Raw genomic sequence first — 13115 nt, 5'->3', positions numbered from 1 at the left:
TAGAACAAATTGAGGTAAAATAAAAAATGTCTGAGAAACAATTTGGGGCGAACTTGGTTGTCGATAGTTTGATTAACCATAAAGTGAAGTATGTATTTGGGATTCCAGGAGCAAAAATTGACCGGATTTTTGATTTATTAGAAAATGAAGAAGGCCCTCAAATGGTCGTGACTCGTCATGAGCAAGGAGCTGCTTTCATGGCTCAAGCTGTTGGTCGTTTAACTGGCGAACCTGGTGTAGTAGTTGTTACAAGTGGGCCTGGTGTATCAAACCTTGCGACTCCGCTTTTGACCGCGACATCAGAAGGTGATGCTATTTTGGCTATCGGTGGACAAGTTAAACGAAGTGACCGTCTTAAACGTGCACATCAATCAATGGATAATGCTGGAATGATGCAATCAGCAACAAAATATTCAGCAGAAGTTCTTGACCCTGATACACTTTCTGAATCAATTGCCAATGCTTATCGTATTGCAAAATCAGGACATCCAGGTGCAACTTTCTTGTCAATCCCCCAAGATGTAACGGATGCCGAAGTATCAATCAAGGCCATTCAACCACTTTCAGACCCTAAAATGGGGAATGCCTCTATTGATGACATTAACTATTTAGCACAAGCAATTAAAAATGCTGTATTGCCAGTAATTTTGGTTGGAGCTGGTGCTTCAGATGCTAAAGTCGCTTCATCATTGCGTAATCTATTAACTCATGTTAATATTCCTGTCGTTGAAACATTCCAAGGTGCAGGGGTTATTTCACATGATTTAGAACATACTTTTTATGGACGTATCGGTCTTTTCCGAAATCAACCAGGAGATATGCTTCTGAAGCGTTCTGACCTTGTTATTGCTGTTGGTTACGACCCAATTGAATATGAAGCTCGTAACTGGAATGCAGAAATTGATAGTCGAATTATTGTTATTGATAATGCCATTGCTGAAATTGATACTTACTACCAACCAGAACGTGAATTAATTGGTGATATCGCAGCAACATTGGATAATCTTTTACCAGCTGTTCGTGGATACAAAATTCCAAAAGGAACAAAAGATTATCTCGATGGCCTTCATGAAGTTGCTGAGCAACACGAATTTGATACTGAAAATACTGAAGAAGGTAGAATGCACCCTCTTGATTTGGTCAGCACTTTCCAAGAAATCGTCAAAGATGATGAAACAGTAACCGTTGACGTAGGTTCACTCTACATTTGGATGGCACGTCATTTCAAATCATACGAACCACGTCACCTCCTCTTCTCAAATGGAATGCAAACACTCGGAGTTGCTCTCCCTTGGGCAATTACAGCCGCATTGTTGCGCCCAGGTAAAAAAGTTTATTCACATTCTGGTGATGGCGGCTTCCTTTTCACAGGGCAAGAGTTGGAAACAGCTGTACGTTTGAATCTTCCAATCGTTCAAATTATCTGGAATGACGGCCATTATGATATGGTTAAATTCCAAGAAGAAATGAAATATGGTCGTTCAGCAGCCGTTGATTTTGGCTATGTTGATTACGTAAAATATGCTGAAGCGATGGGAGCAAAAGGTTACCGTGCACACAGCAAAGAAGAACTTGCTGAAATTCTTAAATCAATCCCAGATACTACTGGACCAGTAGTAATTGACGTTCCTTTGGACTATTCTGATAACATTAAATTAGCAGAAAAATTATTGCCAGAAGAATTTTATTGATTACAATCAAGCAGTTTGTGAAATAACAAAAATAAAAGAAGAAGCCCTTGAACACCTAAGCGTTCAGGGGCTTTTTTCGTGAAATAAATCAAATGAAATTGACAATGAGTTGTGTGAAACTAGCTCCTAGTTTGTGAAAAATTGCCTATAATTGCCGAATAAAATACCCTTTTACCACTCCAAGAGGATGCTTCAAATTAGCCAAATACCCATTTTAGAGGATGTGGAAAACAACAAAAGAGGATGAGTATAAACAGATAAATTTTTTATCGGCTGAAAGAATTGAAGGTAGTATAATATGTAGGTATTGTAAAATAAATATGTACTTAACATCACTCATATACATAAAATATAATTATATTTATATTTATATTTATATTTATATTTATATTTATGTCAAAACCCATGATATATTATGTATGTTTGCGATAACTTTATATTTTGAATTTACTATAGAAAAATAGTAACATAAGCCAAAATGTTTCGTGCACTATCAAAAAAATTAAACTGATTTATTTATCAATCTAAGCTTAGTGATTTAGTTAAGTGGAAATCTAAAAAATAATTTTATAAGATAGTAAAATTAGGAAGGCCAGAAAGTTTATGTCATTAATGGACTACGTTTTTTATGCTATAATATGGACAAGAAAATTTAGAGGCAACCAATGAAAAAGGGAAAACTAAAAATATATTTTGGCTATGCTGCTGGTGTTGGAAAAACATTTGCTATGCTCGAAGGGGCGCATGAGGTTCAGAAATCTGGAATTGATGTTGTTTCAGGCTACATTGAACCTCATAATCGACCAGAGACCTCAAAATTAATTGAAGGGCTCGAAACCTTACCTTTAAAAAAAATAAATTATAAAGGAATTCAATTAAAAGAGTTCAATTTAGAAGAAGCTTTGATTCGTAGACCTCAGGTTATCCTAGTTGATGAATTAGCCCACACAAATTGCCATGGTTCAAGAAATAAGAAGAGATTTCAAGATATTGAAGAACTTTTGAAAGCAGGAATAGATGTTTTTACAACAATAAATATTCAGCATCTTGAAGGTCTAAATGATGTAATTGAAAAAATAACTGGGATTATTGTAAATGAAAAAATCCCTGATTACATATTTGAAAAGGCTGATCAAATTGAGCTAATTGATATTGAACCCGTTGATTTATTAGAACGACTAGATAAAGGAAAAATTTATCAGTTAAACAAAGTAAATCAAGCAAAAGAAAATTTTTTTACATTAGAAAAACTTATCGCCCTTCGGGAAATTGCTTTACGAAAAACTGCTGACCAAGTCAATAAGAGCGCTATTCGTAAAGCTCAAAATAAAAAAAGTATTTATGCAAAAGAACATGTTTTAGTATGTGTTTCAGCTTCACCCTCAGCCTCTCATGTTATTCATGCAGCTGCGAGACTTGCAGTTGCATTTAAAGCAGAATTTACGGCATTATATATCGGTGATTTAGAAAATTCTTCCAAAGAAGAAAAAGATAAACTGAGACAGAATTTACGTTTGGCTGAACAGTTAGGCGCAAAACTATCTGTCCTTTATGGAGATAATGTTTCTAAGCAAATTGTCGAATATGCTAAAATTAGTCAAATATCAAAGCTAGTAATTGGTAAAAGTGTACAAAGTTCATTTTGGAGTAGGGAAAATATTGTAGATCTTATAAGTCAGGAAGCGCCAGAACTTGATATCTATGTCATTCCAAATGCAAGGGGACAACAAAAAAATACTTCTGGAACTTTGTATAATTTTAAAAAAATCCGATTTTCATTAAGTGATTTATTGAAAACAATACTGATGCTAGCTCTTGTCACTTCATGTGGGTTAGCCTTCAAATACTGGAACTTCAATGTTGCTAATATAATCATGCTTTATATTTTAGGAGTTCAGATTAATGCCATTTTTACAAAAGGAAGAATTTTTAGTCTCATTTCCTCAGTCTTATCTGTACTTTGCTTTAATTATTTTTTCACAGAACCTTATTACACTTTTGTAGCCTTTAGCTCTAATTATCCAATTACTTTCTTAATTATGTTGGCTGCTGGATTAATTACGTCGACATTAATCAAAAGAATTCAAGAACAAGTTCGAGTCTCTGCGGAAAAATCATATCGAACAGAAGTACTTTTACAAACGAATAAAGATTTAGCACAGGTTGATTCGGTAGTAGAAATTCTAGAAGCAACAGTTCAACAGTTAAAAAAATTACTTGATCGAGATATTGTGATTTATCCAATCAAAGATAAAGTTTTAGGAGATGAATCATATTTTTCAACTGAGTCTTCTAAGTATAATTTAGAAAAATACCAGAATTTTAATGAGAGAGGTGTAGCTGAGTGGGTAATGCACAATAATAAACGTGCAGGAGCAACGACCAATACATTATCAGCTGCTAATTACTTATATTTGTCAATTCGTGGGAAAAATCAATCTTTTGCGGTGATTGGTATCCTAATGAAGGACAAAAATGAGTTGGAAACATTTGAAAAATCTATAATTCTGGCTATATTAGGTGAAGCAGGATTAGCTTTAGAAAAAGAAATTCTTCGAGAAGTCCAACAAAAAAACGAAATTCAAATTGAGCAAGAACAGTTACGTGTAAATTTGTTACGTGCTATTTCACATGATTTAAGAACTCCACTTACTAGTATTTCTGGACATGCAAAATTACTGATGAAAAATGATAGCACAATAAATAAACTTCAAATTCAAGAATTATCAGCTTATATCTATGATGATTCAATGTGGTTGATTAATTTAGTTGAAAATCTTTTATCTATCACAAGATTGGATGAAAAAATAGAATTAAAGTTGGAAGCAAATATTATTGATGAAGTAGTTGAAGAAGCACTTAAACATGTAGACAGGCATTTGGAACAGCATGAATTTAGTTTAAATTTAGCAGATGAACTCTTAATGGCAAAAATGGATGTGGCTCTTATGATACAAGTGATTGTTAACTTGATTAATAATGCGGTGAAATATACACCAATTAATTCTAAAATAGAACTACAAACCAAAAAAATTAATGATGAGTTAGTTCTTGAAGTTTCTGATAATGGGCCTGGCATTACTGATAAAGCCAAAGAAAAAATATTTGATTTATTTTATACTGACGAAAATCGGCAAGTTGATTCTAAGCGTGGTTTAGGTTTAGGACTTTCTTTGTGTAAAAGTATTATTTTAGCACATGGAGGACAAATTTATGTTAAAGATAATCAGCCAAATGGAGCCATTTTTGGTTTCAAATTACCTTTAGAGGAGGTTTTAATTTCTGATGAACAATGATGATATAAAAATATTGATTTGTGAAGATGATTTGTCAATTAATAAACTCTTATCTTTGACAATGGAGGTTGAAGATTATAATTATGTAGCTGTTCAAAATGGTAAGGAAGCGTTAAGAGAGATTATCTCTCAGCGCCCAGATTTACTAATTTTAGATTTAGGCTTACCGGATATGGACGGAAAAGAGATTATTTCTAAAGTTCGTGGATTCTCTCAACTTCCAATTATCGTAGTCAGCGCCAGAGGAGAAGATGCTGATAAAATAGCAGCTTTAGATGCTGGTGCGGATGATTATTTGACAAAACCATTTAGTACTGATGAACTTTTGGCTCGACTTAGGGTAAGTTTGAGAAGAGCTAAGTTTTCTGGAAATAATCAAAATTTACTGACAGAAGTAACAACTTTTACTAATGGCTGGTTGAAAATAAATTATTTATCAAAGTGTGTTTTCGTAAATGAAAAAGAGATACATCTCACACCGATTGAGTACAAACTTCTTTGTTTATTAGCAGAAAATTTGGACCGTGTGATGACCTACAACTATCTTGTCAAAGAAATTTGGGGGTATTATGAGGAAGATTTTTCAGCACTTAGAGTATTTGCAAATACGCTACGTAAGAAGATTGAACTTGATTCCAATTATCCAAAGATGATACAGACACATATTGGTGTCGGCTATCGAATGATAAAAATTGACTAAAAAGTACTGACAGATTCGTCAGTACTTTTTTTATGAAAATCTTTAGATTATCTTTATACGAATAATCAAATCTTTACACTCTTTTTATTTTTCAAGTGTTAAAATAATTTCAACATCAAGGAGGAGGAAAATATTTTGATGGATTTATTGATGCTTGGAGGACTAGTAGTAAGTTTTCTACTAATTCTGGCTCTAATAGCTTGGTGTGACAAGCAAATTAAAGAAAATTAGAAAGAAGTTTTTAAAATGTTTATTATTTTAGGGATTATTATCATGTTATTGGCGATTTATCTCTTTTATGCTCTGATTTATCCAGAGAAATTTTAGGGGGAACAGATGTTACAAATTATTTTCGTATTGGCAGTGGCCATATTATTAATGATACCTACAGGTAAATACCTTTATCACATAGCGACAGATCAAAAGACCTTTGCAGATCCGGTCATGGATAAATTTGATGGCTTTATATATAAATTGATTGCTATGAAAAAACAGCCAATGACTTGGAAAAAATACGCGCTATCTCTAGTATTAACAAATGCTGTAATGGTGTTTATTGGTTATTTAATTTTGAGAATTCAAGAAATTCCCTTTCTAAATCCTAACCACATTGGGGCAATGGAGCAAAGTCTAAGTTTTAATACTGTAATTTCATTTATCACTAATACTAACTTACAAAACTATTCTGGGGAGTCTGCCCTTTCCTATATGAGTCAAATGATTGTCATTACCTTTATGATGTTTACATCAGCAGCTTCTGGTTTTGTAGCCTCAATGGCTTTCATTCGAGGACTGTCTGGAAAATACAAAGATATGGGAAATTTCTATTATGATTTTGTACGAGTAATTACTCGTGTATTACTTCCATTTTCTATTATTGGCGCTTTATTATTGATATCACAAGGCATTCCTCAGACATTAGTACATAATTTAACAATTACAACCCTTGAAGGGAAAATGCAAGATATTGCTCTAGGCCCAGTGGCAGCACTTGAAATCATCAAACATTTGGGAACAAATGGTGGTGGCTTTTTTGCAGCAAATTCAGCAATGCCTTTTGAAAATCCAAATATTATTACAAATATAATTGAAATGCTATCAATGATGTTATTACCTGGTTCGATATTATTTGCGTTTGGATATATGGTTTCAGATAGTCATCAAGAAAATAAATTATTAAATTCTAAATTAAAAAGTAAAAGAAGACTTTTCTTAGGAAAAGAGGCTCGACCATTATTTATCGTGATGAGTGTTTTATTTTTAATCGGGCTTACAATAATTATTTGGGCTGAGTCCAAAGGGAATCCTATTTTACAGCACCTAGGCTTAAGTCAAGCTATGGGTAACATGGAAGGGAAAGAAACTAGATTTGGCACAAATATGTCAGCTTTCTTTACCGAAATTACTACTGCTTTCACAACAGGTTCTGTAAATAACATGCATGATAGTCTGACACCATTAAGTGGTGGTATTGCCATGATTAATATGATGCTTAATCTTGTTTTTGGAGGAAAAGGCGTTGGATTAATGAATATGATTCTCTATGTTCTTTTGACAGTATTCATCTGTGGTTTAATGATAGGTCGAACTCCTGTTTACTTAGGGAAAAAAATTGAAGGAAAAGAAATGAAATTGACTGCTCTAGCAATTATCATTCACCCTTTAATTATTTTAAGTTTTACGGCACTAGCCGTTTCTGTTTCCGCGGGTATTGCTGGAGTATCCAATCCTGGCTTTCACGGTTTATCGCAAATTGTTTATCAGTATACATCTTCGGCGGCGAACAACGGTTCGGGTTTTGAGGGGTTAAAAGATAATACCGCTTTTTGGAATATTACGACTGGAGTTGCTATATTTTTAGGCCGATATCTCACTTTAATTATTCAACTTGCGATTGCTTCATCATTAATGATGAAAAGGTCGGTAAATAATTCTGTAGGTTCACTTAAAACAGATAGTGGAACTTTCACCGTCGTTCTATTTGTAATAGTGATTGTAATATCAGCATTAACATTTTTACCAGTTTTGGTTCTTGGACCAATCGCTGAATCTTTAACATTATGAGGCTTATGATGATTTCTAAAAATAAAAAACTATTGAATCAAGAGATTATAAAAAGTTCTATCAAAGGAGCTTTTATCAAACTTAATCCAGCATATATGATGAAAAATCCAGTCATGTTTGTCGTTGAGGTTGGATTTACTATTACATTAATTCTATCTATTTTTCCTAACTTATTTGGGACAGTTCAATCGTCAAGTCAAATTTATAATATAATTGTGACTTTAATCTTATTCTTAACAATTCTTTTTGCTAATTTTGCAGAATCTGTCGCTGAAGGCAGAGGAAAAGCTCAGGCAGAGAGCTTGAAAAAAACGCAAAAAAATATGAAAGCAAGAATTATTAATAAAGATAAAGCTACTAATCAGATTAAGGAAACTATTATTGATGCAATTGAGTTAAAAAAAGATGATATAGTTCTAGTTAAAGCAGGAGAATTGATACCAAGTGATGGAGAAGTGATTGAAGGAATTGCTTCCGTCGATGAATCGGCAATAACAGGAGAATCTGCTCCTGTTGTAAAAGAATCTGGTGGTGACTTTGCCTCAGTAACAGGAGGAACAACTGTTTCAAGCGACTGGCTCAAGATAAAAATCACTTCTAGTTCAGGAGAATCATTTCTTGATAAAATGATTTCTCTTGTTGAAGGAGCCTCACGGAAAAAAACGCCGAATGAAATAGCATTAAATACTCTACTTGTGAGTTTAACTATTATTTTCTTAATAGTTATTGTGACACTCTACCCCATTGCTTCTTTTGTTCATGTGAAGTTAAGTGTAACGACACTCATTGCCTTAACGGTCTGCTTAATTCCAACAACAATTGGTGGCTTACTATCGGCAATTGGGATCGCTGGAATGGATAGAGTGACACGTTTTAATGTGATTGCAATGTCTGGTAAAGCAGTTGAAGCCAGTGGTGATGTGGATACTATGATTTTAGATAAAACGGGAACAATTACATTTGGTAATAGAATGGCCGCAAAATTTCTTCCAGTAAACGGTGTTTCTTTAGAAGAATTGACAGAAAATGCTGTTTTAACTTCATTGAAAGATGAAACACCAGAAGGCAAGTCTATTATTAGATTAGCAGAAGAACAAGAAGATAAGGACTTTATGACTCCAGCTGAAATGACTTTTGTAGAGTTCACAGCTCAAACAAGAATGAGTGGAGTTGATTTTCCGACAGGAAAGACAATTCGCAAAGGAGCAACAGATGCTGTGATTGATTATATTCAACAACAAGGAGGGGGAGTTCCTAATGATTTGAAGAGAATTACCGATGAAATATCTTCGGTAGGCGGCACCCCATTGGTAGTTTCAGAAGATTCAAAGATTCTGGGAGTTATCTATTTAAAAGATACAATAAAGCCAGGATTGGTAGAACGGTTTGCTCGTTTACGTGAAATGGGAATTAAAACAATTATGTGTACTGGTGATAATCCTTTGACGGCCGCAACGATTGCTCAAGAAGCTGGGGTTGATAGTTATATCGCTGAATGTAAACCAGAAGATAAAATCAAAGCAATAAAAGTTGAACAAAACGATGGAAAAGTTGTTGCAATGACAGGGGATGGAACTAATGATGCACCAGCACTAGCACAAGCTGACGTTGGTATTGCAATGAATTCAGGGACAAGTGCGGCCAAAGAAGCAGCAAATATGGTAGATTTAGACAGTGATCCGACTAAAATTCTTGATATTGTAGAGATTGGTAAACAACTTTTAATTACAAGAGGAGCACTAACAACATTTTCTATTGCCAATGATATCGCCAAATATTTTGCGATTATTCCCGCAATGTTTATGCTTGCTATTCCACAAATTCATGTTTTAAATATCATGAATCTTGCCACGCCTTCCAGTGCAATATTATCAGCATTAATTTTTAATGCAATAATCATTCCACTTTTAATTCCTCTAGCGATGAAGGGCGTAAAATATAAACCACAGCATTCGGATAAAATGTTGACACATAATATGTTAGTATATGGTTTAGGGGGAGTTATTGCTCCATTCATTGGAATAAAAATTATTGACTTAATCATTGCTCCGTTATTGCACATGATTGGTCTTTAATGCTAAAAGGAGAAGTGATGAGAAAAATATTTAAAGAATTAAAAACACCTTTTCTAGTTACAGTGGTTTTTACAGTGATTTGTGGTCTTTTCTATCCATTGCTCATAACAGGTCTGGGACAAAGTATTTTTCCATATCAGGCTAATGGTAGTCTTATCGTTAATAAGGGAAAAATGATAGGATCTGAATTAATTGGTCAACAATTTTCTGATGAAAGATTCATGAAGGGACGTCCCTCAGCTGTTAATTATAATACTTATACTGCAAAAGAAAAATCTGAGGGTAAATATTTGGGAGTGGCTTCAGGTTCTCAAAATTTATCACCTAGTAATTCCTTACTAAAAAAACGAGTAGAGAGTGATATAAAAAACTTCCTAAATAATAATCCGAGCATAAATAAGAAAGATATTCCTACAGATTTGTTGACATCATCAGGATCAGGCCTTGATCCTAGCATTAGCCAACAGAGTGCCCTGGTTCAAATTCCTCAAATTTCGAAATCCACAGGTATAAGCGAAGATAATTTGAAAAAAATTATTGATAAAAATACTCAAAATAAAATTTTAGGATTTCTAGGTGAAAAAACAGTCAATGTATTAAAAGTTAATCTTGAAATTTACAATCAATTAAGTGAAAAAAGTGATTAATAACGTAAAAAAAGAAAAACTATAAATCATAATAATTTATAGTTTTTTTGTAGATAATTTTTCATTATTAAAGCTCTATTGAAAGATTTTTAAAATACTTTTTTCGGTTGTAAACTTTTAAAAATAAGCATATACTGATAATAGGATAAAGAGGTAGAAACGATTCCGACAATGTATGTTTGGGATAAGGATAATTTCACTTTGCATTATAAAATGTATATAAAAAACATGTTGGCAAAAATAATAAAAAAATGTATAATAAAGAGTACATGTAACTAATGTAATATTTTTATAATTTAAAAAGAAAGTCTGATAAAGTAGGTATATAAACAGTCTGTTGTTTAAACATCATGATGCTTTGTCAAATACTATAAAAAGACTCCGAAAAATTAAGATTTTTCGGAGTCTTTTTATGCCGACAAACACTTAATAAACCACTTATAATTCTTTAACATTCTTATATCATGACTTTTGTTTACTAAAGTATGTTATTTTAAATGCTGTATTTTATATACTGTTTTAGTAAATGTTAGTATTAGTGAATTTTCCATAAGTGATTATAACAGAATAATCACAGTACTTTCAGAAAAATCTTAATTTTTCTGAAAATTAGGTTTTGATATTTTGAAAGGAAATATGATGGAAGAAAGTATATTTTATAAGAGAATTAAAAAACTAGCAAATGAGTTAGGAAAGTCATTCAATCAAATTGAAAAAGAATTAGGATATTCTCGCAATGCCCTAAGCAATTATAAAACACAAACGATTCCTTCAGCCATTCGTTTATTAGAATTAGCAGAGTATTTTGATGTAACACCAAGATATTTATTGGGAATGGATAGTATTTACTCAAAAAAACAGGAAAAAGCAAATTTTGCTGAGTTCCTTTTTAAAAATCTTGATAAAAATCAAAAACTTGAAATATGTAAGTTTTCGCAAATTTGGATGTTGCAAGAGTTAAAAAAGGAGCAATCTCAAAATTAAGAGAAGCATTACTTTTAGTGAAAAAATATTTTACAGATTTTATGGAGTTTATTTATTATGATTAAAAAAGCCAAAATGGAGAAGATGATGACAAAAAAATTAATCAGAAACTTATTTATATTATTGTTATTTACATCAATAATAGCAGTATTTGGAGTTGGAAAAGTATACGCTCAAGGTTCAGTTTCGAGTAAGAGTCTGCAGGTTTCTGCAGATGGATCAGACTATTATACTTTGGGTTCTGACTTTTATAATCATTTTGTTGAACCTACAACTGTTGATTTAACGAAGAACAAGGTTGTATATAATAAACAGACACTGATAGTATTTAATGGAAGAATTGATAAATGGAAAATGTCCTTTATAAACCAGGATTCATCAGGAAAATCTTGGTTCAAATTTTTATCTTATCCAGAAGCAACTAAAGGAGACATAAAAATTACTTATACAACGGATGGTATGAACTATTCTGATAATAAACCAAGTCTCGAACAACTCAAAGGCTATATGGTCGAACTTCTTAAACCAATTGTATATCCAGATGATGCAAATAACCAAGAGAATGATATAGAAGTCTCTTTTCAACTTTCTCCAGATACTGATTACATATTGAGTAATTTCAATTTAAATAAACAGTTTATTCCCTTTAGTGGAGAGTCATGGTTACAAAATTATAGTCCTGATCCCTTCTTTACTGATCGAAATCAACTCCAATTCATTTATCCCAATTATTCAAGAGGAGTGGCAGTAGAGTACGTTGATGAGGAAGGAAACAAAATTCATAACTCACAAACTATTAGTGGTTCAAAAGGAGATGTTTATGACGCCAGTACAGATCAATACAAGTTGGTATTGGATGGTTACACATTAGACACAACTAAACTACCACAAAATAGTACAGGAAATTTTGAAGAAGAGCTTCAAACGGTCACTTACATATATTCTAAAAATCCAGTGGTTGCAGCTGATGTGACAGTAAGGTATGTAGATATAGAGAATAATCCTATTTCAGAAGACATCATTTTACAAGGAAATATTGGTGAAAACTATTATACTGATAAAAAAGATATTAAAGATTATACTTTAAAAGAAGTTCAAGGAAATTCATCAGGTCAGTTTTCAGAAAAGGCACAAACAGTTTCTTATGTATACACAGAAAATGAGTTACCTATTGCTACAGGAAAAGTTGTTGTAAAATATATAGATACAGATGGAAAGTCAATTTCAAAAGATGTTGTTAGATCTGGAACTGTTGGCGAAGATTATATAACTGAAGAAAAAAAGATTTCTGGTTATACCCTTCAAGAAATTAAAGGAAACTCAAAAGGTAAATATACTGCTAAAGTTCAGACTGTAACTTATGTTTATGCTAAAAATGAGATAATAAAAGCCAAAGATGAGTTAATAAGTTCTGAGACCAAATCCAAAAATAAAACAAATCCAAAAGTAAAAAATTCTAATCATGTAAATCCAAAAAGACTACCAGAAACAGCTGAGAATAAAAAAAAGAGTATAATAATTTTCCTTAGTGGCTTTACTCTTATAATCATAGGATTAGCTATTATAACATTTCGTCTAAAAAAACTGGTAATTAAAAAATAAAAGGCCTGATAAAGGCTTTTTTTATTATTAATAATCGAATATTGCTTACTGATTAT

The 13115-nt window shown here is 32.5% G+C and carries 9 protein-coding genes; all 9 read left to right on the top strand.

Translation table 11 applies throughout. From position 1 onward, the window contains the following. Positions 1-26 precede the first annotated feature (26 nt). The 9 genes from alsS (at position 27) to LDP15_RS03755 (ending at position 13059) form a co-directional block, all read left to right on the top strand. Positions 27-1691 carry an acetolactate synthase AlsS gene (gene alsS, locus LDP15_RS03795; RefSeq protein WP_015426377.1) on the top strand — a complete coding sequence of 555 codons (1665 nt, stop codon included), beginning with the start codon at positions 27-29 and terminating at the stop codon, positions 1689-1691. A 665-nt stretch (positions 1692-2356) separates the two neighbouring features. Further along, positions 2357-4987, top strand: a complete 2631-nt coding sequence (locus LDP15_RS03790; RefSeq protein WP_015426379.1) for a sensor histidine kinase KdpD — start codon at positions 2357-2359, stop codon at positions 4985-4987. Next, positions 4977-5687, top strand: coding sequence for a response regulator transcription factor (locus tag LDP15_RS03785; RefSeq protein ID WP_042230325.1), 711 nt, complete (start codon positions 4977-4979; stop codon positions 5685-5687). Before LDP15_RS03790 ends, LDP15_RS03785 begins: the two co-directional genes overlap by 11 nt. 246 nt (positions 5688-5933) lie before the next feature. Then, positions 5934-6014 (top strand): K(+)-transporting ATPase subunit F, encoded by an 81-nt coding sequence (gene kdpF / locus LDP15_RS03780; RefSeq protein WP_080513128.1) that lies wholly within the window; start codon positions 5934-5936, stop codon positions 6012-6014. Positions 6015-6023: 9 nt separating this feature from the next. Continuing rightward, complete coding sequence (locus tag LDP15_RS03775; protein ID WP_015426380.1) at positions 6024-7751, top strand: potassium-transporting ATPase subunit KdpA; 1728 nt, start codon at positions 6024-6026, stop codon at positions 7749-7751. Positions 7752-7759: 8 nt separating this feature from the next. Beyond that, entirely contained in the window at positions 7760-9826 is a 2067-nt protein-coding gene (gene kdpB, locus LDP15_RS03770; protein WP_042230328.1) for a potassium-transporting ATPase subunit KdpB, read from the top strand. Positions 9827-9843: 17 nt separating this feature from the next. Further along, a complete protein-coding gene (locus LDP15_RS03765; RefSeq protein WP_042230330.1) occupies positions 9844-10473 on the top strand; it encodes a K(+)-transporting ATPase subunit C in 630 nt (209 codons plus the stop codon). 639 nt (positions 10474-11112) lie between these two features. Then, positions 11113-11457: a helix-turn-helix transcriptional regulator gene (locus LDP15_RS03760; protein WP_042230332.1), complete on the top strand. Its 345-nt coding sequence runs from the start codon at positions 11113-11115 to the stop codon at positions 11455-11457. Between the two features lie 57 nt (positions 11458-11514). Beyond that, on the top strand, positions 11515-13059 hold the full coding sequence (locus LDP15_RS03755) for a MucBP domain-containing protein (protein ID WP_225513291.1): 1545 nt from the start codon (positions 11515-11517) through the stop codon (positions 13057-13059). Positions 13060-13115: the final 56 nt, after the last annotated feature.

Source organism: Lactococcus sp. SK2-659 (assembly GCF_020218185.2).
Taxonomy (GTDB): Bacteria; Bacillota; Bacilli; order Lactobacillales; family Streptococcaceae; genus Lactococcus; species Lactococcus lactis.
The sequence above is the reverse complement of the archived record's forward strand: the minus strand, read 5'-3'. Positions and strand labels throughout refer to the sequence as shown.

Excerpts from the sequence above, each read along its gene's own strand:
- alsS (WP_015426377.1), top strand. The coding sequence starts at position 27 with ATGTCTGAGAAACAATTTGGGGCGAACTTGGTTGTCGATAGTTTGATT.
- LDP15_RS03790 (WP_015426379.1), top strand. The coding sequence starts at position 2,357 with ATGAAAAAGGGAAAACTAAAAATATATTTTGGCTATGCTGCTGGTGTT.
- LDP15_RS03785 (WP_042230325.1), top strand. The coding sequence starts at position 4,977 with ATGAACAATGATGATATAAAAATATTGATTTGTGAAGATGATTTGTCA.
- kdpF (WP_080513128.1), top strand. The coding sequence starts at position 5,934 with ATGTTTATTATTTTAGGGATTATTATCATGTTATTGGCGATTTATCTC.
- LDP15_RS03775 (WP_015426380.1), top strand. The coding sequence starts at position 6,024 with ATGTTACAAATTATTTTCGTATTGGCAGTGGCCATATTATTAATGATA.
- kdpB (WP_042230328.1), top strand. The coding sequence starts at position 7,760 with ATGATTTCTAAAAATAAAAAACTATTGAATCAAGAGATTATAAAAAGT.
- LDP15_RS03765 (WP_042230330.1), top strand. The coding sequence starts at position 9,844 with ATGAGAAAAATATTTAAAGAATTAAAAACACCTTTTCTAGTTACAGTG.
- LDP15_RS03760 (WP_042230332.1), top strand. The coding sequence starts at position 11,113 with ATGGAAGAAAGTATATTTTATAAGAGAATTAAAAAACTAGCAAATGAG.
- LDP15_RS03755 (WP_225513291.1), top strand. The coding sequence starts at position 11,515 with ATGATTAAAAAAGCCAAAATGGAGAAGATGATGACAAAAAAATTAATC.